This window comes from Acinetobacter sp. CIP 101966, from assembly GCF_000369725.1.
In the GTDB taxonomy this organism is placed as follows: domain Bacteria; phylum Pseudomonadota; class Gammaproteobacteria; order Pseudomonadales; family Moraxellaceae; genus Acinetobacter; species Acinetobacter lwoffii_Q.
In genome coordinates this window covers 340,835-366,509 of sequence record NZ_KB850160.1, presented here as the reverse complement: position 1 = coordinate 366,509, position 25,675 = coordinate 340,835, and the positions used below count along the sequence as shown (strand labels likewise).

Genomic DNA, 25,675 nt, shown 5'->3' with positions numbered 1-25,675 from the left:
GTCAAATACCTGTAACCGATAAAAGGGCTGAATCTAAAGGTGCTGATTTTTGGCGTAATGACACAGTCTGGACGTTGTCACGTGCAACCAGATCAGCAAGCGAGATTTTTTCTAAATAATCGGCGATGTGATGGGAGAGTTCCTGCCATAAATCATGAGTCAAGCACATCGCGCCATTCTGGCAATTGCCTTTATGGTCACAGCGAGTCGCATCAACTGTTTCGTTTACAGCTTCAATAATTGCTAACACAGTAATTTCATCTGCATTACGTGCTAAATGGTAACCACCATTTGCGCCACGAACACTAGAAACTAAACCATGACGCTTGAGCTTCGCAAATAACTGCTCAAGATAAGCAACAGAAATAGTTTGACGTGCTGCAATTTCAGCGAGCGTTATCGTTTTTTCAGAAGGCTGCAAAGCTAGATCAAGTAGAGCAGTCACAGCGTAGCGACCGCGAGTGGTTAGGCGCATGATTCGATACACATGGTTAGACTAGATGTGTAGATTTTATGAATCCCGACTAAATTAGTCAAGTTATTTTTAGTAGACCTTAGTGGGATTTAATTTTTGGAGAATGAAAGATTTACATGCTCAGCCAATTATACACTAATAACATAATCAAAAGTACGCTGCTCAGGCCAAAAATGATATTAATACGCTTTTGACGGCGTTCGATCCGTTTCAGGCGGTTTTTATACTGTTTGACTTCCACTTGCAGGGTATTGATCTTGGAGCGCTGTTCTTCAATTTTCTTTAAAAGCGGTGCAATACGCTTTTTAGAAGCAATAATTTCCGCTTCATCCGTCGGCGCATCAGACAGCCAGTGTTTCCAGTCGGCTAGTACTTTTGGCAAGCTGAATACGGTTAACAGATCACGAAACTCATCTTTTAAAACCTGATTGCCATCAATGCGCATGCTGCGAATGCTACGACGATTGCCAAAAATGAAAATTTTAATCAGATCGGGAAGTGTAGTGCGCACATCCAGGTCGACAATGCGGCCCGGTGCTTTGTGGTCAAATAATAGTCCATTGGGGGTGAATTGCACATAAAAGTCGAAATATGGAATATAGCTATTGATTTTAATCGAGATGTTTTTATCTACAAACTTTTTGGCCTGTAATGCAACGACACGATCATGCTTGAGAATGAAAGTAAATATTGTCTCTAAAACAATTAACGTCATCGTAAGCAACAAATGCGGTTGATTTTGACTTTGTTGCGATTCGCTCATATACAACCAATCCTTACCTGAAATATAAAGTGAAAAAGCTTCCTGCTTGTGAAGAGATTTCAGGGTTAAATCAAATTAGACTTGAAATAAATTGCTTTGTAGAACAGTTTATCAAATCTATCAAGTACTAAATTTGCTATTATGCAGTGGTTTTGTAGAATAATTTATAATAATTGCGCAGAAAACAAACAGGAGCCGTGCACATGGACAAGTCAAAAACAGCACAAGACTCAGCTGAAGCTTCGAATGAGAAAATGCTGAAACCCAAGTCTAAATCTGCCTCGGAGCGCAAATCGGTTCTTGATTTTCGTAAATACACCAAACAGATCTGGTTGGCTGGACTTGGGGCATTTTCACGTGCAGAAGAGGAAGGCAATAAACTGTTTGACTCGCTGGTCAAGGTCGGGGAAGAACTTGAATCTAAAACTGCAGATATTGCCGATCAAACTGTAGAGAAGGTTTCAGAAAAAGCCAAAGAGTCGGTCACAGACACCAAAGACAAAGTGGAAAAATTAATCGACAACTCTGTTCATCACTCATTGAATCGTATAGGATTAGTCACACTGAAGGATGTACAGTATTTGGAACGTTTAATTCTCCAGTTGCATGCCAAGGTTGATCAGTTGACTGCGGAACAAGAAAAAATGAAAGAAGAATTGCCGAAAAAACTTAAATAAAATGACTTTATTTATTATTCAATGTTTTTTTCGCATATTTTTTGAAAAAAAAGAGGTTCTTAAGTATTGCGTTTATACCTAAAGCATTGCTATAAAGGCGTTATGGCATGTTAAACCAATTCTTGAACCTTAAATAAACGATATTAAGAGGACGTAATCTTCATGAATAAATCAGAATTAATTGATGCAATTGCAGAAAAAGGGGGATTATCTAAGGCTGACGCAGGTAAAGCTTTAGATGCTACAATTGCTTCTGTTACTGAAGCTTTAAAATCGGGTGATACAGTAACTTTAGTGGGTTTTGGTACTTTCGGTGTGAAAGAACGCGCTGCACGTACTGGCCGTAACCCACAAACTGGTGCTACTCTTGAGATCAAAGCAAGCAAAGTACCTAGCTTCAAAGCAGGTAAAGGCTTAAAAGACGCTGTAGCTTAAGCTTACCCAGCGACGAAACGCGCCTTCTTTGGCGCGTTTTTTATTGATAAATTTAATTGTGATGATTAACACATTCATTCAATGGGTATTTTCGGTTAAAATCCTTTGCAAATAAAATATTGGAATACTTATGGAAGCTTTTCGTAAAGTTATTAAGGGTTGGTTGGGCAAAGTCTTGCTCGTTCTGTTTTTGACCCCGTTAGCACTTGTAGGTATTGAAGGATATTTTAGCAGCGGAAACTCTGATGCGGCAAAATCAGTGAACGGGACTGAAATATCTCAAAAAGAATTAGAGTCACTGACCAAATCATTTAAAGAACAATATCTCAGTTATGCCAATGGGGATGAAACTTTACTGAATCAAAGCTTCATTGACCAGAAAGCCATGGATACTCTGGTTGCACGTACTTTATTGCTGCAACAGGCTGAAGAATTAGGGATCAGTCTGAGTGACCAGCAAATTGAACAGATGATTGCTCAGCAGCCTACTTTCCAGCAAGATGGCAAGTTCTCGAATGCTTTATATGAAAATTATCTAAAATCAATTGGCATGACCAATCGCGCTTTGATTGAAAGTTTACGTAAAGATCATGCGCTGAAGATGCTGTCATCGACTTTCCTGGATTATCCACTGGTAAGCCCAGTCGAAATGCAGCAGATTGCCGATTTACAAACTGAACAACGTCATATTCATATTTCCAGCATTAATCTGGACAGCTATAAAAAAGATGTCAAAGTGACGGATGCAGATATTGCTGCTTATTATGAAAAACACAAAACGCTATTTAAACAGCCGACCAGTGTAGATGTCGACTATGTGGTGTTAAAGCCAAGCGATATTCAGGTGGAGAGTTTAGCGGTTACAGAGGCTGAGCTTCAGGAAGCCTATACCGCCTTTGTTGCAACACAAAAACAGACAGTTAAACCAGATGTGAAGCATATTTTAATTACGGCGGACAGTCGTAGTGATGCTGAAGCAAAAAAACTGGCGACCGATATTGCAGCCAAAATTAAAGCCGGTACTACTTTTGCTCAGGCAGCAGCACAATATTCTGAAGACCCTGAATCTAAGTCTAAAGGTGGCGCGCTTGCCGTTTATGAAGAAGGTGTATTTGGTACTGCATTTGATCAGACGGTTAGTTCTTTAAAATCGGGTCAGGTGTCTGCACCAGTGAAAACAGATTATGGTTACCACATCATTTCTGTGCAAACGCCAGATGTTGCAGTTCCTTCTTTTGAATCACAAAAAGCACGTTTGTCTGAAGAAGCCTTGGCTGCTAAAAAATCCAATGCATTCTCTGATACGGTCAATACGCTAAATGATATGGTGGTAGGAAGTGATTCTCTGGATGTCGTTACACAGGAAGTTAAAGGTGTACAAGTCCAGAAAGCCCAAGGTGTAACACTTTCGACCCGTGATCCTGTGCTGAGCGATGCTAACCTCAAAGTCAAATTGTTTAATGACGATGTTAAAAATGGTGATCGTAATGCTTCATCAAGCATTCAGTTAGCCAATGGTGATGTAGCCTGGATAAAGGTGCGTAATTATCATGCAGCCGGCGAACAAACATTGGCAGAAGCAAAACCCCGTGTTAAGGCTCAGTTGATTGAAGACAAGGCAGCTGCTTTGGCAAAAGCAAAAATTCAGAAAGCTTTGGATGAGTTCAAAACCAAACCGGCTGCAGCAGTGGCGAAAGGTGATTTGATCTTTGAAGATGCTGGCGTTTACACACGTGCTGAAGGTTTACTAAAACGTGATGTACAGCGTGCGGCCTTTAGTCTGCCGACACCAAAAGCAGGCCATTGGTCAGTGACCACAGCGAAAATGCCGAATGAACTGGTTGTGGTTGCGGTATCAGAAGTGAAGAAAAATCCGGTGGATGTATTAAGTGCAGAACAGCGTAGTGAGTTGGTGAAGTTATATCAGCAACTTCGTGGTCAGCAGGAATTTGATGACTATACGCGTTACCTGAAATCTCAGGCAAAAATCAAATAAAATTGTTGTATAAAAAAACCAGCCTGCGGGCTGGTTTTTTGTTTTCTAGGCAAATAATGGTTTAAGCACGAATAATCAGTTGATAACCGGTATATTTGCGCATATTAATCACGCCAGTATCCAGAATTAAATACTGGCCCTTGATGCCTTGTAATTTGCCACGAATCACAGGAGTTTTATCCAGATTATGCGATTTAATCTTTTCCGGATATTGTTCTACCGGATAAATAAACTCTCGTGCGAATTCATCTTCCAATACTTCAATATTTTCATTAAATTCTAGATTCTGATTAAATTCTTCGCGAATGCTTTGAATTTTAGGCGCAAATTCTTCCAGCAGTTGTTCACGCACTTCAATCAGGTTCAATGGTTCTGCTTCACCTTTCAGTAGCTTGCGCCAGTCAGTTTTATCAGCAACCTGCGTACCAAACATGACCTCAAGCTTTCCGGAAAGACGACGTGAGCCCACTTTCATAATCGGCAGGGCTTGGGAGGCACCCTGATCAAGCCAGCGAGTCGGCATTTGGCTGGTACGGGTAATGCCGACCTTTAATGCACTGGAATTGGCCAGATAGACAATATGTGGTTGGAAGCAGACATTCTGTGCAAATTCATCTTCGCGGCAAGTGCCCAAATGATAATGGCACGTCTCTGGCTTCATGATGCACATATCACATGAAGCATTGGTTTTAAAACATTTAAAACAGTGACCTTGCGAAAATGATTTGGAAGTTTTGTTGCCACAAGACACGCAGTAAATATTACCGGTCCATTCAATCTCGATTTCTTGGCCTAAATTAAACGGAAGATCAATTTCTGCACGATCTAAAATTAATTTATATTCAACATTTGCCCGCTGTATCTGTTGATCAGTTACACTAAGGTCCTTGAGGCCGACGTGCATTTTATGACAAATGCCCTGAAGTTCCATAAAAATTACTCACTTAAATCATAAGGATGCAGTTATGGCTGAGCAGAATGTCATTACTTCAATGCTAGACGATTTCGCACAGGAACAGCCAATTCATACTGCTATTTGTATTGGGCAGGACTTGAGCCAAGTCCAGTTTCAGCCAGCTATTCAATGGTCCTATTTTAGCGTATCTGACTTTTTAAATCTGCCTTTTCAGCAACGTTATGACTTGGCTGTGGTGATGCTGGATACTGCAGAAACAGAACATTTGTCTGAACAGATCATGAGTCAAATTCTGGTGAAATTACGTGATTTGTTTGCCAAACGGCTAGTGGTGATCAGCCGGCTGCAAAATGAAAAGTTATTGAGAGCTTTAGGATTTACCCAGCTGATTGACAAGACCACACATGAGGCCGATTTTGCGCTGTGGCAGTTTAATATTTTAACCTATAAGCACGTGCCAGACTGGTTTAACTCCAAATTTTGGGCTAATCCGGAAAACTGGGATAAATTTCGCTGGTAAACCGAAAACCTGCTTAACCAAGATTGCAAATATTAACACAATCTTGCCTAGACAATATGAGGGCAGGCCGTATTCTGTAATTAAGATGCACATAGGATATAGGACATGACAAACCTGAGTAGTATTGTGGAAATATTAGCAAAGCAGGCATTGGGTGGTGGGCAGTCGCAGCAAAAGTCCTCACAACAAGGTGGCTTGGCAGATATCCTGGGGTCTGTGCTAGGGCATTTAAACCAGTCAAATTCTCAGCAAAATCAAAATACTCAAAACCAGCAAAATCAAACCGGCCAGCAGACTCGACAAAATGGTCTGGGGGCAATTTTAGGTTCAGTAATAAGTCAGTTCGGTGGTAGTGGTACTCAAGGTACTGCTCAGCCTCGTTCAGGATTGGGTGGTTCTACTGGTAAAACCTTATTGATTGCAGTACTGCCTTTAGTGCTGGCCTGGATTCAAAAACAGGGCGGTTTACAGGGTGCATTAGACAAGCTAAAAGGACAGGGGCTCAATAGCCAGGTCGATGATTGGGTGTCGACCGGCCCCGGTGAAAATGCCAATGTCGATCCGCAGCAGGTGCAAAACCTGTTTGATGATCAGGAAGTTGAAGCAGTTGCACAACAAACCCATGCACCGAAGCAGGATGTGTATAGTGCGATTTCACAGGTCTTGCCGCAGATTATTGATTCGCTTACTCCACAAGGTGAGCAAACCAGCAAGCAGGAAGCCAATAATGATATTCAAAATGTATTGAATATGGTTTCAGGACTTCTTAAAAAATAAATATAGACATTAAAAAATCCCGATATCTGTCGGGATTTTTTAATAACTATCAAATGATTTAGAATTTAATCTAGATTCATGCTGAACAGCTGATTAGATTTACAAATTTTCTTGGCAACATAATGAGATTTTCTCATGCGAATCAGGATAATCTGCGACTGAAAACCGAGTTCACCAAACTCAGGTTCTACCTGTACATAATGCAGTTGCCCATACTCATCTCGCACCCGCGCTTGAGCAGAAAAACCGGGTCGGGCATTGCCACTGGAAATTGTCGCCAAACGGCCAAGTAAATTGACATTGTTCTTTTTATATTTAGGTGGAATGACCTGATCCAGACAGTGAATCATAAAAATAGTAAAAAAAGTCGCAATGATTAAAGCCGGAATAATCAGGTAATAAGCAGGCAGAAATTTAAATTCCTGAGAATAGATCAGGAACTGTAAAACATAGCCGGCAAAACTAAAATTCATCAGGAAGAAAAACACAATCAAGGTTTTGGAGAATTTGACGTTTAGTAGATCCATCTGCTGAAAGTCATAAGGTGAAATTTTTTGCAGAAACTTGCTGGGTCTGAGTCCAAAATAGAAACCAATGGTTTTCACCACACCGAACAGAATAATCGCCAATAAACTCAGATGAAAAGGCATCAGGTTATAGTCTAGAAAAAATGCAGGCATGGTGAAGTCCGTTTTAGTCTTATTCTGAGAGGTAAATTCCACCATCAGAATGCACGGTAATCTCTACTTTTTCAAGTGCTTGACCTTGGCAAGGCCCAGAAATGCATTCACCGCTTTCTACCAGAAACAAGGCGCCATGCGTGGAGCATTCAATAAATTCCTGATCGCGATCCAGAAACTGGTTTTCCAGAAATTCCAGTTCGACCTGCAAATGCGGACACAGGTTTTGATAGGCATAGAAGGCACCGTCACGCTGTGTGATAAAGATATTATCTCCATCGGGAAGCTCAAAAGAGCGTGCTTCGCGTTCTGGAACGTCTTCGGTCATGCAAATTTTAAACATTAAGCACATTCCTTTTGAAAGTCTTGTAATAATGCCGCATAGTCTTCAACTGCCAGGCGTGGACCAAATTGTGAAACCACCTGGCTCGAAATGAGAATCGCCAGTTCAGCCGCAGCTTGAAGACCCAAATTAGCATTCAATCCGTACAGGAAAGCCCCGGCAAAAGCATCACCGGCACCGTTGGCATCTACTGCAGGCACTTTACGGCCAGGAACAGTAAATGTATTTTGATAATCCGAAATCAGTGCGCCTTCAGCTGACAATGTAATGACAACGTGCTGACTGATTGTTTTTAATTTAAGCAGGGCTGCCTCAAGATTATCTGTTTCTGTATACATCAGCGCTTCTTGCTGGTTACATAACAGCAAGTCTACACCATCTGCAATCATTTCATCCAAACCGGCACGCGCGTATTGCACCATGGCAGGATCAGATAAAGTTAGGGCAATTTTAACGCCATTGGCACGGGCAATATCACGTGCTTGTTGTACCGCATGACGTGCTGTGTCAGAAGTTGATAAATAACCTTCGAGATATAGCCATTTCGCGCTATTTAGTGCGCTGAAATCAATTTGTTGATCAGTCAGTTCGGCCGTAATACCCAGATAGGTATGCATGGTACGTTCAGAATCAGGGCTGACCAGAACCATACATGTCCCTGTTACGCCTTCACTGATCGATTGGGTGGTGGTCTTAATACCTGCATCATTCAAACCCTTCAGGTAGATGTGCCCCAGTTCGTCATTTCCGACACGACAGCCATAAAATGCAGAACCACCGAGCGCAGAAAATGCCACGGTAGTGTTGGCTGCTGAACCGCCTGAAGCCTGACCCTTATACACTTGAGTCGCTTGAAGATTTTGATAAAGAGTGGCCTGAGTCTCACCATCTGCAAGTTGCATGGTGCCTTTTTGCAAGTGATGTGCAGTTAAAAAGTCATCAGAAACTTTAAATTCTTGGTCAATCAGCGCATTACCAATCGCAAAAAGATCAACAGTTGCCATGTTCAAATATCACATTAAAAATGAAAGTCCTAAGTTTACACGATTGCTTGGGATTGCTGTAGTTTGCTGAATCATTTTCAAATATTTTTCAAAAATGCTGTATTTTGTTCAGCAGCTATCTTTGGTCTAAAAACTGACTTATTTTTGTGCACTGGTGTGCTGCAGCATTGATTTAAGGATCACATTTTATTTATAAAGAGATATCGCTCCTGGCATGATACTTTAAGTCGCTTGGCAACAGTGATTCTTCACAACAATTTCAAATAGTGTGCGTATATGAATATTAAAATTGTAACAGCCGAACAACTCCCGGATCAGATCGAAACACTGGCAACTCTGGCACGTAAAGAAGGCTATAATTTGGTAGATAAGTTAATAGAAGAATATCGCACCGGGAAAAACTGCTTTAGCCACGCCAATGAATATTTGGTGGTGGCGCATGATGGCAAGAAACTGGTTGGCTGTGGTGGCTTAAACCAGCAATGGGGAGATAACGGCATTGAAGACCGCATTGGTCGTGTACGCCGTTTTTATGTGCATCCGAAATATCGTCAGCATGGCGTAGGCAAACAGCTTTTGGCTTACCTAGAGCAATTGGCACGTCCGCATTATTCGGCTTTATGCTTACAAACAGATACCCGACTGGCCGCCAGTTTTTATCAAAAGCAGAATTATGTATTTGTAGAAAATAATCCAAGCTATAACTATTTTAAATATCTGATTTCTTAAGCTTGTAAATACTCATCTAGATGCAGGAAGTAAATTTGATGATTTAATTTTCAAATGATCAAGTTTACTTAATTCGATCAAAATCCTCGGTTTTCAACGTGAATAATTCAAACAACTAAAGCTATAATGCGCTTAGTTATTTTAATTAAAGCATTAGGAGATCGCATGACTGTAGATGTCACTGAAACCATTTCTCAAACTGTACATCCTGCGTTTCAGTTGGTACGTCAACAACATGTTGAAGCTTTAGACATTTTCGTGTCTGAATATAAACATAAAGTGACTGGCGCCACGCATTATCATCTGGCGACCAATCACGACGAAAATGTCTTTCTGGTGGCGTTTCGTACCCAGCCGATGGATTCTAAAGGCGAAGCCCATATTCTGGAACATACTGCGCTGTGTGGTTCAGAAAAATTCCCGGTGCGTGATCCATTCTTCCTGATGATTCGCCGTTCATTGAATACTTTCATGAATGCCTTTACTGCGGCTGACTGGACTGCGTATCCATTTGCGACCCAAAATAGTAAAGATTTCCAGAACCTGCTCGAAGTGTATATGGATGCAGCATTTGCTGCGAACCTGAATCCATTGGATTTTGCCCAGGAAGGCATTCGCATTGAGCTGGAAAATGGCGAGCCTGTCTATAAAGGCGTAGTTTTTAATGAAATGAAAGGTGCGATGAGTTCGCCTTCAGACCAGCTGTATCACACGCTGGCGCATCATTTATATCCGCATACCACCTATCATTATAATTCTGGTGGTGATCCTAAAGATATTCCTGACCTGACTTACCAAGAGTTAGTAGATTTCTATAAGTCACATTACCATCCAAGTAATGCAGTCTTCATGACCTTTGGCAATAAAACAGCATTTGAATTGCAAGAGCAGTTTGAACATCTGGCATTATCCAAATTTGAAAAAGGTCAGACGCTGTATCCAACACCTGAAACCCGTTTGACTGCACCATTGACGGTTACCGACAGCTATGCGGTCGATGCCGAAGATCTACAGGACAAGACCTATCATGTGCTGTCATGGTTATTGCCGGAAGCTAGTGACATTAAACTGCGTTTGGGCATGCGTTTAGTTGAAGGGATTCTGCTTGAAGATTCAGCATCACCACTGCGTCATTATCTGGAAACGTGTGGTTATGCAGATGCAACAGGTCCATTCATGGGCGTGGATGATTCTAATTTTGAAATGACTTTCTACTGTGCGGTGCAGGGTTCAAATCCTGAACATGCAGAAGAATTTAAAAATGGTGTGTTTAAGGTTCTAGAAGATGTTGCCTCTAAACCGGTTGATCAGAACATGGTCGATGCGATCCTGCATCAAATTGAATTGCATCAGCGTGAAATCAATGGTGATGGTACGCCGTATGGTTTGAGCCTGATTCTGAGCGGTCTGGGCAGCGCGATTCATCACCGTGATCCGGTTGAAGTTTGGGATGTGGATTCTGCGATTGCCGCAGTTAAGGAAGAGCTGCAAGATCCGATGTGGCTTTCCAATCTGATCAAAGAGCATCTGCTGGATAACCCACATCGTGTCCAACTGACACTGGTTCCCGATGCGACCAAATCTGCCAAAGAAGCGGCTGATGAAAAAGCGCGTCTAGCCGAAATTGGAAAGAATCTGACTGAAGAACAAAAAGCTGAAATTATTGCCCAGACTGAAGCATTGAATGTTCGTCAGGACACGCCGGATGACTTGAACTTATTGCCGAAAGTCGGTCTGGAAGATGTCCCTGCGGAATTGCAAATTGTTCAAGGCCAGTTGCGTGAGATTATCTGTAACCGTGTTGATACGCCGTTGAACCTGTATCATGCCGGCACCAATGGGATTTATTATCAACAGGTTCTGGTCAATATTCCGGATGAAGTGGTGCAGTCGCCTTACTTTAACCTGCTGTCGATCCTGATGGGTGAAGTTGGTGCGGGTGAGTATGATTATCTTGAGTTCCAGCAACTGCAAACAGCGGTAAGTGGCGGTCTGGGCATGGGCGCATCTTTGCGTTCTAAAGTCGATGACAAAAACAAAATTACTGCCTGGTTGACGTTGACCACCAAATCTTTGGTGAATCATCTGGATGCAATTCGTCTGTTAAAGATCGGTTTTGAACAGCTTCGTTTTGATGAGAAAGACCGTATTGTTGAACTGTTACAACAGCGTAAAACGCGCTGGCAGTCACGTATTTCTGGTTCTGGACATAGCTATGCAATGCAAACGGCTTCACGTCAGCATAGTGCATTGGCTTTGCGTGATTATCACAATACCGGTTTGGGTGCATTGAACTGGCTGATCGAGCTGGTGTCTAAGATCGAAAAAGATCCGGCTGAATATGATCTGCTGATTGATGAATTAAAACGGATTCATCGGGTCTTGTTGCAAGCACCAAAGCAATTCCTGTTAGTCTGTGAAGAGCCGCAGTCTGAGCATCTGATCGAAGAAATTCAGAATGTCTGGGACAAACTTGCTGTTGATCCAGCACCGGTTGCATTGACTCAAGTCGAAAAAGTAACCCATGATCAGCACGAAGCCTGGTTGATTCAAGCCAATGTCCAATTCTGTGCGGCTGCTTATCCGGCAGTTGAAGTCTCACACCCTGATGCTGCTGCCTTGATGGTACTAGCGGGTTATTTGCGTAATGGCTTCCTGCACAGCGCCATTCGTGAAAAAGGCGGTGCCTATGGTGGTGGTGCGAGCTATGACGGCAATGCCTGTTCGTTCCGTTTCTACAGCTACCGTGACCCACGTCTGGCAGAAACCTTCCAGGATTTTGATGCGAGTATTCAGTGGTTACTCAATGCACCACAACAGCCGCATCAACTGGAAGAAGCCATTCTGGGGCTGATTGCCAGTATGGATAAACCAGGCTCACCGGCAGGCGAAGCCATTACTGCATGTTATTCCTACTTGCATCAACGTACGCCAGCGTTCCGTAAAAAATTACGTGAACGTTTATTGAATGTCACACTGGATGATTTGCAGCGTGTTGCACAGACCTATCTGGTCGAGCAGCAGGCGACGAAAGCCGTTGTGGCACCAGTGGCAAAACGTGAAATGCTGGAGCAGCTTGGTTTTGTAATTCAACAAGTTCTATAAATAAAAAAAAGAGGATAAGGGATGGCGCTTAATTCGTTTAAGCGCTCAACTCTACAGCTGAGCGTGTTGCTGGGCTGTGCAGTTGGGACGCAAGTGAATGCGGAAGAAACAGTAGTCAACAGTCCCACGCCGGCAACGGCTGAAGCCTGTGCTGCACTGGAAATTAGTGCAGAGCGTCTGGCCTGTTATGATACTTTATTTAAAATTCCGGTTACTGATAAGCCTGCAATCGTTTCTGAACGTCGTGCAGCAGCAGAAATTGCGCCTGAACCCGACAATTTAAAAGCGAAAATTGGTCAGACTGTTTCCAATATTTACGCTTCTGAAGGATCAAAGCTGACGCCGAATCTGTCTTTGCTGGATAGCCGCTGGGAACTCTCTCCGGAAAGTAAATTAGGCACCTGGAACATTCGTTCTTATCAGCCGGTGTATTTGATGCCAGGTTTCTGGACATCAAACAAGAATGAATTACCCGAGAGTGAAAATCCCAACAATATAGAGACAGAGAAACAGAATCTCACCTCAACTGAAGCTAAGTTTCAACTGTCTTTAAAGACCAAGGCGGTTGAAAATATCTTGGGAGATAATGGCGATCTCTGGCTTGGTTATACTCAGTCTTCGCGTTGGCAGGTGTATAACTCGGAAGAATCACGTCCGTTTCGTGAGACCAACTATGAACCCGAAGCCAGTTTGATTTTCCGTACCAATTATGATCTTTTGGGTCTGAATTGGCGTATGTTGGGATTGACCATCAATCATCAGTCCAATGGTCGTTCTGATCCGTTATCACGTAGCTGGAATCGGGTGATGCTGAATCTTGGTTTTGAAAAAGACAATTTTGCCTTGATGGTTCGTCCTTGGTATCGCTTTGAAGAGAAGCGAGAAGACGATAACAATCCAGAGATCAAGAACTATATTGGCCGTGGAGACATGACCGCATTTTATCGTTATAAGGAGCATGATTTTTCATTGATGCTACGACATACCTTAAAAGGTGGAGATGAAAACCGTGGAGCGGTACAGTTCGACTGGTCATTCCCGATCAGTGGGCGTTTGCGTGGCCAATTCCAGCTTTTTGATGGTTACGGAGAAAGCCTGATTGATTATAACCATCGTGCCACGTATGTCGGTTTAGGTGTTTCCTTGATGAACTGGTTCTAGGATTCCAACTTTAAACATCTTGGAATGAAAATAAAAAACCATGCCGCTGCATGGTTTTTTTATAGATAGATTAGCCAATCTGGATTTCTGAAGGCGGATGTTTGAGACGACTCTTTTTCGGAGTCGCAATAAAATAAGCAAGCGTCAGTGGCCCTAGACGCCCTGCGAACATTAACAGCATTAGAATAATCAAACTGGCAGGTTGTAGTTCCTCTGTTACCCCTCGGGACAAACCGACGGTACAGGCCGCAGACACGGCTTCAAACAACAGATCCAGAAAATCCTGCTCAGGTTCCAGGATTAATAAGCTCATAAAACCCATCATGATCAATGCTGCAGTAATACACACGACGGCCAATGCTTTAAACGTAGTTTTTTCAGGAATAGAGTGATTAAACAGCCGGATCTCATCTTCGCGTCTTAAAAAACTGATTACGCTGATGACCACAATAATAAACGTACCGACCTTAATGCCGCCCGCCGTACTTAAGGAGCCGCCCCCGATAAACATGAGCAGCATGGTAACGAGACTGGATGCATCGCTCATTTGTTCCATTGGCAAGCTATTAAAACCTGAAGAGCGGGGAACGGTGGCATGGAACCAGGCATTCACGGCCTGATCGCCCAAACTCATGAGACCCAAGGTGTGTGGATTGGAAGCCTCTAGTAGCCAAAGTACGATAAAAGCACTTAGGTTCAGACCCAGAATCGTTGAGAGGATTAGCTTGCTGTTGGTACTCAACTTACGCCAGCGCTTATGTTCTTTGACGTCCATCAGCACCAGAAAACCGATACCGCCAATGATATACAACATACTGATGGTAAAGGTAATCAGATATTGCCCTGAAAAACTCATCAAGCTATTTGGAAATAGTGAAAATCCACCATTATTAAAAGCGGAGACACTATAAAAGGCTGCATAAAATAATGCATCAGTGAATTGATATTCTTTAAGCCAGGACAAGGTCAGAATCAGCGTGCCGATCGCTTCAAAGAATAGAGAATATAAAAACACGGCTTTAATGGTAAAACTGACTTTTTTCAGACTAGTTTGTCCAATGGACTCCTGTGCCATGACTTGTTGTTTTAGCCCCAGTTGCGGTGCCAGACTCATCACTGCCAGAATGGCAAAGGTCATAAAACCCAAGCCGCCGCATTGCAACAAAAACATAATCACGATTTGACCAAATACGGTATAGGCTTCACCGACATTCACCACCGATAGCCCGGTAATGGTCACAGCAGAAGTTGCTGTAAAAATCGCCTCCAGCCAGCTGATTTCTCCATGATGTGCAATAGGCAGCATCAATAGCAGTGAGCCGATCAGAATTAATCCGAGAAAACCCAAAGCCAGTAAGCTCGGAGGACTGAGGTTAATCGTCCTGTGTTGCTTTAAATCAGAACTTTTCATAAATGTTTAAAATATTTAGCAAGACGGCGCAAAGGTTCCAGCAATCCTTCAACCAGTAAAATGTCGCCTTCTTGAAGAATCTGATTGGCATCTACGTGGTATTGCAGCGTAGATCCGCGTTTATGTAATAAGGTGGTAATTTCAGGTATATGCTTCATCAACTGATTCAACGGTGTACCATGATGATCTGCATGAATCTCGATCTTGACAATATAGTGATCATCTTCAAGTGACATATAACGGCTAACCATCGGGTAGCTGAGTGATTGTGCCACACGGACGCCCATATCTTCTTCTGGGTGAATAATTTTTTCGACGTTCAGATGGGTCAAAATCATATGGTGGGCTTTGGATTTGGCTTTGGCCCAAATTTTCTTTACACCCATATTTTTCAGATGCAGTACACACAGAATGCTGGCTTCAATATCTTCACCAATTGCGACTACGACCGCTTCACAGCGCTGGATATCCAGTTCATCCAGGACATGCTCATCGGTTGCATCGGCAATGACCGCATGGGTGAGCTGATCGGAAATATTTTCCACATATTTTTTATCGAGATCGATTCCAATCACATCATGTTTCAGGCTGATCAGTTGAGTCGCCACTGTTGCACCGAAGCTGCCCAGCCCAATGACTGCAAATAATGCCATGCATATTTCCTTAAATCTTTTTATTTCAAATCAGTTCATGTCTAAGTATGTATCTTAAAGATTTTTATAGTTTTCAGCTATCTGGCCTTACATAAATACTTCATACATTTTCATTCAGCCGGACATAAAAAAACCGCCTCGAAAGGCGGTTTATGTTTGAAAGAATTACTTCAAGAAACGTTGATAACCCAGATTATTGGTAATTTCCTGATATGGATAGGTAATGGTTTCGAGAGTTTCGATCAAGCCATCCGGATTCTGTTGTGCATCGGTTGCTTCAAGACCCACCAGAACACGTCCTTCAGCAGCGCCGTGGTTCCGGTAGTGGAACAGGGTGATATTATGGGTTGGGCCAAGACGTTCCAGGAACATCAGTAAAGCGCCAGGACGCTCCGGGAATTCCACGCGGAACAGGCGCTCATTTTCAATATCGGCATGACCACCGATCAGGTAACGGATATGCAGTTTGGCCACTTCGTCATCAGACAGATCGTCAACGTCATACTGGAACTTTAAGGTTTCATAAATTTCCTGACGTTCTTTCTCGCCATTTTTCAGACTGATGCCGACAAAGACTTGCGCAGCAGAAGCATCGCTGGCACGGTAGTTAAATTCAGTAATATTACGGCCTTGTAATGCACGGCAGAAACTCAGGAATGAACCTTTCTGTTCCGGAATGGTCACGGCAAAAATCGCTTCTTTGCGTTCACCCAGTTCGGTACGTTCAGCGATATAACGTAAACGGTCGAAGTTCATGTTGGCGCCGCAGACAATCGACACCATGTTCTTCCCTTCGATGCCATGTTCAGCCACGTATTTTTTAATACCTGCCAGAGCCATTGCACCAGATGGTTCTACAATGCTACGGCATTCGTCATAAGTGTCTTTAATCGCTGCACAGACTTCATCCGTATTCACCAGCACCACATTCGGTTCCACGATTGGGCCAGAATTGTCCGATTTTTGCAGACGAATCACATCAAATGGTTTTTCACCAATTTGGGCTACCGCTGTACCATCAGCAAACAAGCCCACAGATGGGAGAATCACACGTTCATTTGCTTCTAAAGCAGCTTTTAAACAGGCAGATTCGTCGTATTCCACTGGAATGACTTTAACGTGGGGTGCGACATCACCTAAATACGCTGCAACACCTGCGATCAGGCCACCACCGCCAACTGCGACAAACACGTAATCCACATCGCGCCATTGACGCAGGATTTCATTAGCAATCGTACCTTGGCCAGCAATCACCAGTTCATCATCATAAGGCGGAATGAAGGTCATGCCATCTTCCTGGGCACGTTGAATCGCATACTTGTTGGCGACATCAAATGAATCACCATGCAAAACCACTTCGCCACCAAGACGCTTAACCGCCTGTACCTTGATATCAGGTGTGGTTTTAGGCATCACAATAATCGCGCGAATACCCAGCTTTTTCCCTGAGAGTGCCACGCCCTGTGCATGGTTACCCGCTGAAGCAGTAATAACGCCACGTTCCATTTGTGATTTCGGTAATTGACTAATACGGTTATAGGCACCGCGTAGCTTGAATGAAAAAACCGGTTGTAAATCTTCACGTTTAAAGCGGATATTATTATTGAGTCGTTCGCTAATTCGTGGCGCTGCTTCGAGTGGAGTTTCGATTGCAACATCGTAGACCGTTGCTTGTAAAATTTGTCGAACCAAACGAGACAGCATGTTAATTTTCCATCTAACAGTTTAAAATAGGGGCTTATTGTAACAAACCACACGGCTTTGCGGTTTAAAAAAGCTGCAAAAGTCCAAAATAGTTGAGTGAAGCCATGAGTCTATATGCAACCCAAGATGAGAAAAAACAAGCAGCAGCCAAAGCCGCTTTAAAACACTTGCCAAAAGGGGGCATTTTAGGCGTAGGTACAGGCAGTACTGTAAACTTTTTAATTGACTTATTGCCTGAGCTGCAATTGGAAGCTGCGGTAGCCAGTTCAGAAGCAACTGCACAACGCTTGAAAAAACTCGGCATTGAAGTGGTAGATATGAACTCTGTCAGTGGTCTGGATGCTTATGTTGATGGTGCAGATGAAATTGATCGTCATATGCATATGATCAAAGGTGGCGGTGCAGCGCTGACACGTGAAAAGATTGTTGCCTCTATTGCGAAAAAATTTGTGTGTATCGTGGATGATTCTAAATGGGTTGGACAATTAGGGCGTGAGTTCCCGCTTCCTGTAGAAGTGATTCCAATGGCGCGTTCTGCAGTCGCGCGTAAAATCGTATCTTTAGGTGGCGATCCTGCGTACCGTGAAGGTGTGGTCACTGACAACGGTAATGTGATTTTAGATGTGTACAACCTGAATATTCTAAATGCACTTGAACTGGAAAAAACCTTAAACGATATTCCGGGCGTGGTATGTAACGGTATCTTTGCGATCAACAAAGCAGATATCGCCATTGTCGCGACTGATAACGGAATTGAAGAGCGTACAGCGGTTTAATTAAACTTTCTAGAAAAAATCCCTCTAAATCTCCCTGAGCGAAGTTTTGAAGCACTGCTTTAAAACAAGTGCAAGAAGGGAGACTTTTAAAAGCCCCTCTTTGAAAAAGAGGGGGTTAGGGAGATTAAAAAAACTATAATGACCTTATCCGATCTACCCGAAATCCAAATCACCCGAAATGTCCGTTCAACCCGGTTACGTTTGCGTGTCGATGCGACCCAGATTCGCCTCACAGCCCCGGTTTTTTGCAGCAAAAAACAGATACGGCATTTTATTGAACAATCTGAAAGCTGGCTGATTAAAACCTGGCAATCCCAGCAAGAAAAAATCGAAAATATTGACCGGACGTTACCGATTGAGCTGCGGTTATTTAATCTAAAAGAACCTGTACAAATTTCTTATCAAAGCCAGAAGAGCAACTTCATTTTTGATCATAAAAATTTACAGCTTTGCATCAGTGACCGACATCCTGAAGAATATTTAAAAACTTTCGTGATTGCCTACGCAAAAGAACAGCTTCCTTCATATTTAAATCTTGTCTCACAGCAATGTCATTTGCCTTTTAAAAACTGCAGTATTCGACAACCTAAAACCCGGTGGGGCAGTTGTTCGGCCAAACATGACATTATGCTGAATAGTGCGCTAGTATTATTTCCTGAAGAGGTCACGCATTATGTCGCTGTCCATGAACTGGTACACACAAAGCATTTTGATCATAGTCCACGCTTTTGGGCAGAAGTTGCTAAGCATGATCAGCATTTCCAGCAGCATCGTATAACGCTGAAAAATACGCCGTTGCCATATTGGTGGGGTGCCTAAAACCATAATTAATAAGTCCATATAACTCTATTGAAATAGCCTAAGCAAATTAAAAGTTTCATGATCAAAATCGGACTTATCCTACTGATCAATTAAAAAACCAGCAAACCCCAGTGAAATGGTTTAGAAAACCTCAACTTCCTGTCATACTAGGCTGTATAAAGGAAACATTTATTTGAGGTAATCATCGTGATTTCAGTGGGTATTGTGGGTGGTACGGGTTATACAGGCGTTGAACTTTTGCGTCTTTTGCTACGACATCCAGATGTAAATGTAACAGCACTGACATCACGTACTGAAGCAGGCCGTCGTGTAGATGACATGTTCCCGAGCTTGCGCGGGCATACCGATCTTAAATTTTCCGATTTAAGTCTGGATTTATTAAAATCATGCGATGTGGTGTTCTTTGCAACGCCGCATGGTGTCGCAATGAAACATGCCGAAGAGCTGGTTGCTGCAAATACAAAAGTGATCGACCTAGCTGCTGATTTTCGTTTACAAGATCTTGAACAGTTTGAAAAATGGTATAGCATGCAACATGCATGTCCAGAACTGTTAAAAGATTCTGTATACGGTTTATCTGAATTGAATCGTGAAGAGATTAAAAAAGCCAATGTGATCGGGAATCCGGGGTGTTATCCAACCACAGTTCAGTTAGGTTTGGCGCCAGTTTTAAAAGCGGTTGAAGCATTGGTGAAACCTGAAAGCATTATTATTGATGCCAAATCTGGTGTATCAGGTGCAGGACGTAAAGCCAGTCTGGGCATGATTTATGCTGAAAATGCCGATAACTTTAAGGCCTATGGTGTAGCAGGTCATCGTCATCACCCTGAAATTGTCGAAGCACTGGAAAATATTTCAGGTCAAAAAAATGTGTTTGATCATATTTTATTTGTACCGCATTTGGTGCCGATGATTCGTGGTATGTTGTCGACCATCTATATCGATTTAACTAAAGCAGGGCAAGCGGCAGATTTACAAGCGCTATATGAGCAGTTCTATGCCAATGAAGCATTTGTCGATGTCATGCCGGCAGGCAGTTCACCAGAAACGCGTTCAGTGCGTGGAGCGAATCAGTTGCGTATTGCCTTGTATAAGCCACAGCCAACGAAACTGGTGATCCTGGTTGTACAAGACAATCTGGTAAAAGGCGCAGCAGGTCAGGCTGTGCAAAACATGAACCTGATGTTTGGTTTTGCTGAAGACGCTGGCTTAAATAATATTGGTTTATTACCATAAAAAACGTATTAGAACTTCACACACATTTAGATTTGCATTTAAATGTGTGTCTTGATTAAAGCAAACAAGAGATCAAAATGCCGAATAACGAGTCAAATACGACGCTTCCTCAGGAACCCGGTACTAAGAAACCATTCATGAAAGGCAATACGCCCTTAGCCATTGGTGCGGCTGTATTGATCTTAAGCAGTGGCGTACTCGGATATACCGTAGGACATCGTCAGGGTTTGACTGCGGCGGGTTATGATGCGGATGCAGAGCAACTGGTCGATGTGGTACAGACTCAGAAAGCCAGTCTGGAAACACTGAACAAGACGCTGAATACTGCGGTTCAGGAGCGTGATCTGGCGGTCAGTAATGCCAATGATCTGTATCTGGCCATGACCAAGGCACGTGATGAACAGGTGCAGGCCGAAAGTGTGGGAACCATTTATCGCGAGATCTTGCGTCAGCGTGGTGGTTTGGCATTGGCGGTTCAAAACCTGTCGATTAAACCTTTGCCGGAAAATGCCTTTGAATATCAGATTGATCTGGTTCAGGTCAGTCCAGGCAAAAGTCGTGCCTCAGGTAGTGTGGAATTGCGCCTGATTAAAGGGACTGAAATTCTGGTGGTGCCACTGGAAGATAAAAACTTTAATTTTGAAAATTATGAGCGACTCACTGGCCGCTGGACCATGCCGAAAGGCTTTAAACCAGAATTTATTGAAGTGCGTCTCACCGGTGTCAAGCCTGTGATTCGTCGTTTTAGTTGGGAACAGGGCAAAGCAGTCGAAAATCAGTCTGCCACCTTGTCAGAAATTCCGAAAACCGAAGCAAATGCAAATTAAGTGTGAAATATAAATCTTATGCCAAGCAATAAACGTCAAATGTGTTTAAGTGATATTAAAAATTCTTTTAATGAGTCTGGAATCGTTGATTGGCATATCAGCCCACGTTTAGCAAATGAACCCTCTGAAGACGGTCATTCTGACCTAGCTGTACAGACTGCACCGCCAGAACTGAAACGTCCACCGTTGTATGCCGTTGTTTTATTAAATGACGACTATACGCCGATGGAGTTTGTAATTGAAATTTTACAACAATACTTTGCAATGAATCTTGACCAAGCTACACAAGTAATGCTAACTGTACATTATGAAGGAAAGGGTGTAGCTGGGGTCTATCCTCGAGACATTGCGGAGACCAAAGCGAACCAAGTCAATAATTATGCTCGATCACAAGGTCATCCGTTACTTTGCCAAATAGAGCCTAAAGATTAAGGGGGTTACATGCTCAGTCGTCAATTAGAAGTATCACTACGTTTGGCTGTCAGCATGGCTCGTCAAAAGAGACATGAGTTCCTGACCGTAGAACATTTATTGTTAGCCTTGCTTGACAACGATTCCGCCGTGAATGCCCTGAAAGCATGTGGTGCCGACATCATCGTGTTGCGTAAGGAATTAGAAGAGTACGTAGAACAACATACCCCTAAACTTGGTGAAAATAGTGATCAGGCACCACACCCGACAGAAAGCTTCGACCGGATCTTGCAACGCGCGATTTTTCACGTGCAATCAAGCGGTGGCGATCGTACTGTAGAAGGTGCTGATATTCTGGTTGCCATGTATTCTGAGCGTGACTCATTTGCAGTCTATCTGCTGAAACGTCATCAAATTAACCGTCTGACCCTGACTCAGTACCTGTCTCATGGTACCCGTAAAGAAGATGTACAGTCTGAAGAAGAAATCGAAGACCTAGATGGCGAATCAGCATCTTCAGCAAGTTCAGGTCCACTTGAACTTTATACCACTAACCTGAATGTTGAAGCACAAAAAGGCAAGACCGATCCACTGATTGGTCGTGAAAAAGAAATCGAGCGTGCCGCGCAAATCCTTTGCCGCCGTCGTAAAAACAATCCACTCCTTGTCGGTGATCCGGGAGTTGGTAAAACCTCAATTGCTGAAGGTCTTGCTTGGTTAATCGTCAATGGTAAAGCGCCAAAACCACTGGAAAATGCTGAAATTTTCAGTCTGGACATTGGTGCTTTGGTAGCAGGAACCAAATACCGCGGTGATTTTGAAAAACGCTTGAAACAGCTTTTAAATGCGCTGAAAAAGAAACCTGAAGCAGTGCTGTTTATTGATGAAATTCACATGATTATTGGTGCAGGCTCGAGTATGGGCAGTACCATGGATGCATCGAATCTGATCAAACCGGCGTTGGCAAATGGTTCTTTACGTTGCATTGGCTCAACCACTTTCCAGGAATACCGCCAGGTCTTTGAGAAAGATCATGCTTTGTCACGTCGTTTCCAGAAAATTGATGTGAACGAGCCATCTATTTCTGAAACTATTGATATCCTACGTGGTCTGAAATCGAAGTTTGAAGATTTTCATCATGTGGAATATGACGATCAAGCTTTGGTGTCTGCGGTAGAACTTTCTGCAAAATTTATCAACGACCGTTTCTTGCCAGATAAGGCGATTGATGTCATTGATGAGGCCGGTGCTCAGCGCCGTCTCAAAGCTGAACAAGACGACAGTTTGATCACCGTAGAAAATATTGAAGATATCGTTTCTAAAATTGCGCGTATTCCACCAAAAACTGTTTCTAAAGATGATAAGAGCGTGCTGGAAAATCTTGAGCGCGATCTGAAACGTGTGGTCTTTGGTCAGGATGAAGCGATTGAGGCCTTGGCATCTGCGATTAAACTGTCACGTGCCGGTTTGAAATCTCCAGACAAGCCTGTAGGTAGTTTTGTCTTTGCAGGCCCAACGGGTGTCGGTAAAACCGAAGTGACCAAGCAGCTGGCGAAACAGATGGGTGTAGAACTGGTTCGCTTTGATATGTCGGAATATATGGAACGCCATGCGGTGTCTCGTTTAATCGGTGCACCTCCGGGCTATGTCGGTTTTGATCAGGGTGGGTTATTGACCGATGCGATTCATAAAAATCCGCATTGTGTACTGTTGCTCGATGAGATCGAAAAAGCGCATCCAGATGTGTTTAACCTGTTATTGCAGATTATGGATCATGGTTCATTGACTGATAACAACGGGCGTAAATCTGATTTCCGTAACGTGGTCTTGGTACTCACCACCAATATTGGTGCGGAAAGTATTTCTCGTGTCAGCATTGGTTTTATGGAACAGGATAATAGTAACGATAATCAGGAAGCGATGAAGAAAGCCTTCTCACCAGAATTCCGTAACCGCCTCGACGGCGTGATTCAGTTCAAGGCATTGCCAAGCAGCATTATTGAAAATGTCGTGGATAAATTCCTGACTGAACTTCAAGCACAACTGGATGACAAAAAAGTCATGCTGGAAGTGGATCAAAGTGCACGTGAATGGATGTCAGAACATGGCTATGACCGTTTAATGGGCGCACGTCCAATGCAACGTTTGATTCAGGAACACCTGAAAAAACCGCTGGCTGAGATGATCCTGTTTGGTGAACTGGCTGAAAATGGCGGCAATGTTGCAGTATCGGTGAAAAAAGAAAATGGTAAAGCGGTTGGCTTAAAACTTGAAGTTTTTGAAGACCAGACTGCTGAACCGGCCTAATGAACGAAAAAGATTAAACCCGTGCCTGCACGGGTTTTTTTATGCACTCATATTTTAAATTATCAAATTCATATCATTTAAAAGATAAATTATGGATATTCAAGTTACCAAGCTGTTCACGACATTTTTACTGTTTTTAGTCACGGCATTGATGGAAATTTTAGGTTGTTATTTTCCCTATCTGATTTTAAATCAGGGGAGAAGCCACTGGTTATGGATTCCGACAGCTCTGGCTTTGGCGGCTTTTGTCTGGCTGTTAACCTTGCATCCAGCTGCTTCAGGACGGATCTATGCCGCTTATGGTGGTATCTATATTTTTTCAGCGCTAATGTGGTTGCGCTTCGTTGATCAAGTGACTCTATCGCGTTGGGATCTACTTGGTGGCATGGTGGTAATACTGGGCGCGTTGATTATTATTTTGCAGCCGCAAGGCTTGGTGCGTTAGCAAGATATAACAGTAAACCTTATTAAAAAAGGCAGCCACAGCTACCTTTTTTTGTTTTTGGATTTTTTAATTTCAAATCAAACTTGATGTCTTATTTAGTTAGATTATTTTAATTTACAATCTTTCTGGGAAATATCAGTTTTATAGGTTTGTGTCTGCGAGTTCAGGCTGAGTTCAACCTTGTATGGGTTCGCAATTTGATAGCGATGTTCAAAGAAAATTTCACAATTATTGAGCAGATTATTGCGAATGACTTTCATCACTTCTTTGCGCCCTAGGTCTTTTTCAAACTGGCTAAAATCGGGCGTGATGATCATGCCTTTCAGTGTGGTTTTATTGGCACTTAACTGTAATTGTTCAATAATCGTATTTTGATCAATCTGCAACGGTAAAGTTCTGGAATCTTCTGCACTGAGCACTGCGAGTAATTCATTCAGTTCAGCTTTTTTCTGAATTTTAAATTTGCTGTCAATAATATTTTTTTCTTGAAGATATTGGTCAAATTCAGAAGCATGCACCGGTAAGACAGCACTGCTAAAACCTGCCAAGAGTGCCAAAATCCAATATTTTTTTTGCATTGTATAAAATCACTTTTTATTCCATTTCAACAACGATTATAAGAGCTGAGACAAAAAAAGCACCAGAGATTGGTGCTTAATTTGTGAAGATTCATCTTAAAAAATTAGGGTCTGTTGACATTTACTGTTCATAATTAACCCTATAAAGGTAGCCATAAAAATATACAGGCTAAAGCAACAGAACTTTGATAATTTCTTTTGAGCTTGTCATATCGAGTAGCTATTCCTCTAAATTGCTTTAATCTACAAAACATATTTTCAACTAAATGCCTGATTTTATATAAACACCAGTCCATATGGTCATTGTTCGATTGGCTATTTGTTTTCTTTGGTATATTCGCTTTAGTCCCTGTTTTCCTGATCTGTTCACGCAGTGGTTCTGAATCATAGCCTTTATCTGCACATACCACTTTTGTCTCTTTTAAATCTAATGTTGATATTAAATCAGGTGCAACTTTAACATCATGTGTGGTTCCATCGGTAATCATGAAATCAATAGGATTGCCATCTGCATCAACAATCAAATGTATTTTTGAGGAGTTTGCTCCTACACTTTTAGAAATAGATTGATTCGCTATACCGGCAGAATGTTGATGAGCACGTACATGAGAGCCATCAATAAAAATCCACTCCATATCGGGGCATGAGGCTAGTAATTTGAATAATCTAAGTAACTTACCGCTGCTTGACCAACGATTAAAACGTTTGAAAATAGAGTTTGAATGACCAAAACAACAAGGAATATCTCGCCACGGACAGCCTGTTCTAATTCTATAGAGAATAGCTTCAATAAAATTGCGTAAATTTGAGTTGTGGTGAATGGATAAATTACGCAGAATAACTTTCAACTTTTGCCAGTGTTGATCTGTCAGCATGGTACGAGGCATAGCGAATAGTAAAATTGGGTTTGGCGATTTGATTTTA

The 25,675-nt window shown here is 42.5% G+C and carries 26 protein-coding genes; 15 read left to right on the top strand and 11 right to left on the bottom strand.

Features of this window, described 5'->3' with window-relative positions; genetic code table 11:
* Position 1: 1 nt before the first annotated feature.
* Complete coding sequence (locus F891_RS07745; RefSeq protein ID WP_004279811.1) at positions 2-475, bottom strand: Rrf2 family transcriptional regulator; 474 nt, start codon at positions 473-475, stop codon at positions 2-4.
* Between the two features lie 112 nt (positions 476-587).
* On the bottom strand, positions 588-1,238 hold the full coding sequence (locus F891_RS07740; protein ID WP_004646765.1) for a hypothetical protein: 651 nt from the start codon (positions 1,236-1,238) through the stop codon (positions 588-590).
* 203 nt (positions 1,239-1,441) lie between these two features.
* Here F891_RS07740 and F891_RS07735 point away from each other — a divergent pair, with 203 nt between their 5' ends.
* From F891_RS07735 to F891_RS07725, 3 genes are all read left to right on the top strand, one after another.
* On the top strand, positions 1,442-1,915 hold the full coding sequence (locus F891_RS07735) for a phasin family protein (RefSeq protein WP_004646766.1): 474 nt from the start codon (positions 1,442-1,444) through the stop codon (positions 1,913-1,915).
* A gap of 162 nt (positions 1,916-2,077) precedes the next feature.
* Positions 2,078-2,350, top strand: coding sequence for an HU family DNA-binding protein (locus F891_RS07730; RefSeq protein WP_004279807.1), 273 nt, complete (start codon positions 2,078-2,080; stop codon positions 2,348-2,350).
* A 130-nt stretch (positions 2,351-2,480) separates the two neighbouring features.
* The gene (locus F891_RS07725; RefSeq protein WP_004646769.1) at positions 2,481-4,346 is read left to right on the top strand and encodes a SurA N-terminal domain-containing protein; all 1,866 of its coding nucleotides are present in this window, start codon (positions 2,481-2,483) and stop codon (positions 4,344-4,346) included.
* 61 nt (positions 4,347-4,407) lie between these two features.
* On the opposite strand, the gene F891_RS07720 is transcribed toward F891_RS07725, so the two are convergent.
* On the bottom strand, positions 4,408-5,277 hold the full coding sequence (locus tag F891_RS07720) for a DUF2797 domain-containing protein (RefSeq protein WP_004646770.1): 870 nt from the start codon (positions 5,275-5,277) through the stop codon (positions 4,408-4,410).
* Positions 5,278-5,311: 34 nt separating this feature from the next.
* Between F891_RS07720 and F891_RS07715 the strand changes: the two genes are divergently transcribed.
* Together F891_RS07715 and F891_RS07710 are read left to right on the top strand one after the other, a co-directional pair.
* Positions 5,312-5,782: a DUF6231 family protein gene (locus F891_RS07715; protein ID WP_004279801.1), complete on the top strand. Its 471-nt coding sequence runs from the start codon at positions 5,312-5,314 to the stop codon at positions 5,780-5,782.
* Between the two features lie 105 nt (positions 5,783-5,887).
* The gene (locus tag F891_RS07710; RefSeq protein ID WP_004646772.1) at positions 5,888-6,559 is read left to right on the top strand and encodes a YidB family protein; all 672 of its coding nucleotides are present in this window, start codon (positions 5,888-5,890) and stop codon (positions 6,557-6,559) included.
* Positions 6,560-6,624: 65 nt separating this feature from the next.
* Here the strand turns inward: F891_RS07710 and F891_RS07705 are convergent, their stop codons facing one another.
* From F891_RS07705 to F891_RS07695, 3 genes are read right to left on the bottom strand one after another with little or no spacing between them, the layout of a single operon-like run.
* Positions 6,625-7,239, bottom strand: coding sequence for an OB-fold-containig protein (locus F891_RS07705; protein WP_004279798.1), 615 nt, complete (start codon positions 7,237-7,239; stop codon positions 6,625-6,627).
* A gap of 19 nt (positions 7,240-7,258) precedes the next feature.
* Entirely contained in the window at positions 7,259-7,567 is a 309-nt protein-coding gene (locus F891_RS07700; protein WP_004279797.1) for a Rieske (2Fe-2S) protein, read from the bottom strand.
* A gap of 14 nt (positions 7,568-7,581) precedes the next feature.
* On the bottom strand, positions 7,582-8,586 hold the full coding sequence (locus F891_RS07695; protein WP_004646774.1) for an adenosine kinase: 1,005 nt from the start codon (positions 8,584-8,586) through the stop codon (positions 7,582-7,584).
* A 276-nt stretch (positions 8,587-8,862) separates the two neighbouring features.
* Between F891_RS07695 and F891_RS07690 the strand changes: the two genes are divergently transcribed.
* The 3 genes from F891_RS07690 (at position 8,863) to F891_RS07680 (ending at position 13,581) form a co-directional block, all read left to right on the top strand.
* Complete coding sequence (locus F891_RS07690; protein ID WP_004646775.1) at positions 8,863-9,315, top strand: GNAT family N-acetyltransferase; 453 nt, start codon at positions 8,863-8,865, stop codon at positions 9,313-9,315.
* A 165-nt stretch (positions 9,316-9,480) separates the two neighbouring features.
* Positions 9,481-12,420, top strand: coding sequence for an insulinase family protein (locus tag F891_RS07685; RefSeq protein WP_004646776.1), 2,940 nt, complete (start codon positions 9,481-9,483; stop codon positions 12,418-12,420).
* A 21-nt stretch (positions 12,421-12,441) separates the two neighbouring features.
* The gene (locus tag F891_RS07680) at positions 12,442-13,581 is read left to right on the top strand and encodes a phospholipase A (protein ID WP_004646777.1); all 1,140 of its coding nucleotides are present in this window, start codon (positions 12,442-12,444) and stop codon (positions 13,579-13,581) included.
* A 70-nt stretch (positions 13,582-13,651) separates the two neighbouring features.
* Here F891_RS07680 and F891_RS07675 read toward each other — a convergent pair whose 3' ends face one another.
* The 3 genes from F891_RS07675 to ilvA form a co-directional block, all read right to left on the bottom strand.
* Positions 13,652-14,992 carry a TrkH family potassium uptake protein gene (locus F891_RS07675; RefSeq protein WP_004646778.1) on the bottom strand — a complete coding sequence of 447 codons (1,341 nt, stop codon included), beginning with the start codon at positions 14,990-14,992 and terminating at the stop codon, positions 13,652-13,654.
* Entirely contained in the window at positions 14,989-15,645 is a 657-nt protein-coding gene (locus F891_RS07670) for a potassium channel family protein (RefSeq protein WP_004646780.1), read from the bottom strand. Before F891_RS07670 ends, F891_RS07675 begins: the two co-directional genes overlap by 4 nt.
* A 165-nt stretch (positions 15,646-15,810) precedes the next feature.
* Complete coding sequence (gene ilvA, locus F891_RS07665; RefSeq protein WP_004646781.1) at positions 15,811-17,349, bottom strand: threonine ammonia-lyase, biosynthetic; 1,539 nt, start codon at positions 17,347-17,349, stop codon at positions 15,811-15,813.
* Between the two features lie 104 nt (positions 17,350-17,453).
* Here ilvA and rpiA point away from each other — a divergent pair, with 104 nt between their 5' ends.
* The 7 genes from rpiA (at position 17,454) to F891_RS07630 (ending at position 24,173) form a co-directional block, all read left to right on the top strand.
* On the top strand, positions 17,454-18,125 hold the full coding sequence (gene rpiA / locus F891_RS07660; protein ID WP_004279784.1) for a ribose-5-phosphate isomerase RpiA: 672 nt from the start codon (positions 17,454-17,456) through the stop codon (positions 18,123-18,125).
* Positions 18,126-18,263: 138 nt separating this feature from the next.
* Positions 18,264-18,944, top strand: coding sequence for a M48 family metallopeptidase (locus F891_RS07655; protein ID WP_004646782.1), 681 nt, complete (start codon positions 18,264-18,266; stop codon positions 18,942-18,944).
* Between the two features lie 183 nt (positions 18,945-19,127).
* On the top strand, positions 19,128-20,183 hold the full coding sequence (gene argC / locus F891_RS07650) for an N-acetyl-gamma-glutamyl-phosphate reductase (protein ID WP_171066355.1): 1,056 nt from the start codon (positions 19,128-19,130) through the stop codon (positions 20,181-20,183).
* Positions 20,184-20,260: 77 nt separating this feature from the next.
* Positions 20,261-21,010, top strand: coding sequence for a DUF6776 family protein (locus F891_RS07645; RefSeq protein ID WP_005263036.1), 750 nt, complete (start codon positions 20,261-20,263; stop codon positions 21,008-21,010).
* An 18-nt stretch (positions 21,011-21,028) separates the two neighbouring features.
* On the top strand, positions 21,029-21,442 hold the full coding sequence (gene clpS, locus F891_RS07640; RefSeq protein WP_005263035.1) for an ATP-dependent Clp protease adapter ClpS: 414 nt from the start codon (positions 21,029-21,031) through the stop codon (positions 21,440-21,442).
* Between the two features lie 9 nt (positions 21,443-21,451).
* On the top strand, positions 21,452-23,728 hold the full coding sequence (gene clpA, locus F891_RS07635) for an ATP-dependent Clp protease ATP-binding subunit ClpA (protein WP_005100836.1): 2,277 nt from the start codon (positions 21,452-21,454) through the stop codon (positions 23,726-23,728).
* A 91-nt stretch (positions 23,729-23,819) separates the two neighbouring features.
* Positions 23,820-24,173 (top strand): YnfA family protein, encoded by a 354-nt coding sequence (locus F891_RS07630; RefSeq protein ID WP_004646786.1) that lies wholly within the window; start codon positions 23,820-23,822, stop codon positions 24,171-24,173.
* Positions 24,174-24,277: 104 nt separating this feature from the next.
* Here F891_RS07630 and F891_RS07625 read toward each other — a convergent pair whose 3' ends face one another.
* Both F891_RS07625 and F891_RS07620 read right to left on the bottom strand, forming a co-directional pair.
* A complete protein-coding gene (locus F891_RS07625; protein ID WP_004280177.1) occupies positions 24,278-24,751 on the bottom strand; it encodes a hypothetical protein in 474 nt (157 codons plus the stop codon).
* A gap of 140 nt (positions 24,752-24,891) precedes the next feature.
* Positions 24,892-25,638, bottom strand: coding sequence for an IS5-like element ISAba31 family transposase (locus F891_RS07620; RefSeq protein WP_005263033.1), 747 nt, complete (start codon positions 25,636-25,638; stop codon positions 24,892-24,894).
* Positions 25,639-25,675: the final 37 nt, after the last annotated feature.

What these genes read in the sequence shown, in the direction of transcription:
- F891_RS07680 (WP_004646777.1), top strand. Translation starts at nt 12,442, where the DNA reads ATGGCGCTTAATTCGTTTAAGCGCTCAACTCTACAGCTGAGCGTGTTG.
- F891_RS07625 (WP_004280177.1), bottom strand. Translation starts at nt 24,751, where the DNA reads ATGCAAAAAAAATATTGGATTTTGGCACTCTTGGCAGGTTTTAGCAGT.
- clpS (WP_005263035.1), top strand. Translation starts at nt 21,029, where the DNA reads ATGCCAAGCAATAAACGTCAAATGTGTTTAAGTGATATTAAAAATTCT.
- F891_RS07620 (WP_005263033.1), bottom strand. Translation starts at nt 25,638, where the DNA reads ATGCCTCGTACCATGCTGACAGATCAACACTGGCAAAAGTTGAAAGTT.
- F891_RS07655 (WP_004646782.1), top strand. Translation starts at nt 18,264, where the DNA reads ATGACCTTATCCGATCTACCCGAAATCCAAATCACCCGAAATGTCCGT.
- F891_RS07630 (WP_004646786.1), top strand. Translation starts at nt 23,820, where the DNA reads ATGGATATTCAAGTTACCAAGCTGTTCACGACATTTTTACTGTTTTTA.
- F891_RS07685 (WP_004646776.1), top strand. Translation starts at nt 9,481, where the DNA reads ATGACTGTAGATGTCACTGAAACCATTTCTCAAACTGTACATCCTGCG.
- F891_RS07730 (WP_004279807.1), top strand. Translation starts at nt 2,078, where the DNA reads ATGAATAAATCAGAATTAATTGATGCAATTGCAGAAAAAGGGGGATTA.
- F891_RS07670 (WP_004646780.1), bottom strand. Translation starts at nt 15,645, where the DNA reads ATGGCATTATTTGCAGTCATTGGGCTGGGCAGCTTCGGTGCAACAGTG.
- F891_RS07710 (WP_004646772.1), top strand. Translation starts at nt 5,888, where the DNA reads ATGACAAACCTGAGTAGTATTGTGGAAATATTAGCAAAGCAGGCATTG.
- F891_RS07705 (WP_004279798.1), bottom strand. Translation starts at nt 7,239, where the DNA reads ATGCCTGCATTTTTTCTAGACTATAACCTGATGCCTTTTCATCTGAGT.
- F891_RS07715 (WP_004279801.1), top strand. Translation starts at nt 5,312, where the DNA reads ATGGCTGAGCAGAATGTCATTACTTCAATGCTAGACGATTTCGCACAG.
- F891_RS07720 (WP_004646770.1), bottom strand. Translation starts at nt 5,277, where the DNA reads ATGGAACTTCAGGGCATTTGTCATAAAATGCACGTCGGCCTCAAGGAC.
- F891_RS07690 (WP_004646775.1), top strand. Translation starts at nt 8,863, where the DNA reads ATGAATATTAAAATTGTAACAGCCGAACAACTCCCGGATCAGATCGAA.
- F891_RS07740 (WP_004646765.1), bottom strand. Translation starts at nt 1,238, where the DNA reads ATGAGCGAATCGCAACAAAGTCAAAATCAACCGCATTTGTTGCTTACG.
- F891_RS07745 (WP_004279811.1), bottom strand. Translation starts at nt 475, where the DNA reads ATGCGCCTAACCACTCGCGGTCGCTACGCTGTGACTGCTCTACTTGAT.
- F891_RS07725 (WP_004646769.1), top strand. Translation starts at nt 2,481, where the DNA reads ATGGAAGCTTTTCGTAAAGTTATTAAGGGTTGGTTGGGCAAAGTCTTG.
- F891_RS07735 (WP_004646766.1), top strand. Translation starts at nt 1,442, where the DNA reads ATGGACAAGTCAAAAACAGCACAAGACTCAGCTGAAGCTTCGAATGAG.
- ilvA (WP_004646781.1), bottom strand. Translation starts at nt 17,349, where the DNA reads ATGCTGTCTCGTTTGGTTCGACAAATTTTACAAGCAACGGTCTACGAT.
- F891_RS07645 (WP_005263036.1), top strand. Translation starts at nt 20,261, where the DNA reads ATGCCGAATAACGAGTCAAATACGACGCTTCCTCAGGAACCCGGTACT.
- F891_RS07695 (WP_004646774.1), bottom strand. Translation starts at nt 8,586, where the DNA reads ATGGCAACTGTTGATCTTTTTGCGATTGGTAATGCGCTGATTGACCAA.
- clpA (WP_005100836.1), top strand. Translation starts at nt 21,452, where the DNA reads ATGCTCAGTCGTCAATTAGAAGTATCACTACGTTTGGCTGTCAGCATG.
- rpiA (WP_004279784.1), top strand. Translation starts at nt 17,454, where the DNA reads ATGAGTCTATATGCAACCCAAGATGAGAAAAAACAAGCAGCAGCCAAA.
- F891_RS07675 (WP_004646778.1), bottom strand. Translation starts at nt 14,992, where the DNA reads ATGAAAAGTTCTGATTTAAAGCAACACAGGACGATTAACCTCAGTCCT.
- F891_RS07700 (WP_004279797.1), bottom strand. Translation starts at nt 7,567, where the DNA reads ATGACCGAAGACGTTCCAGAACGCGAAGCACGCTCTTTTGAGCTTCCC.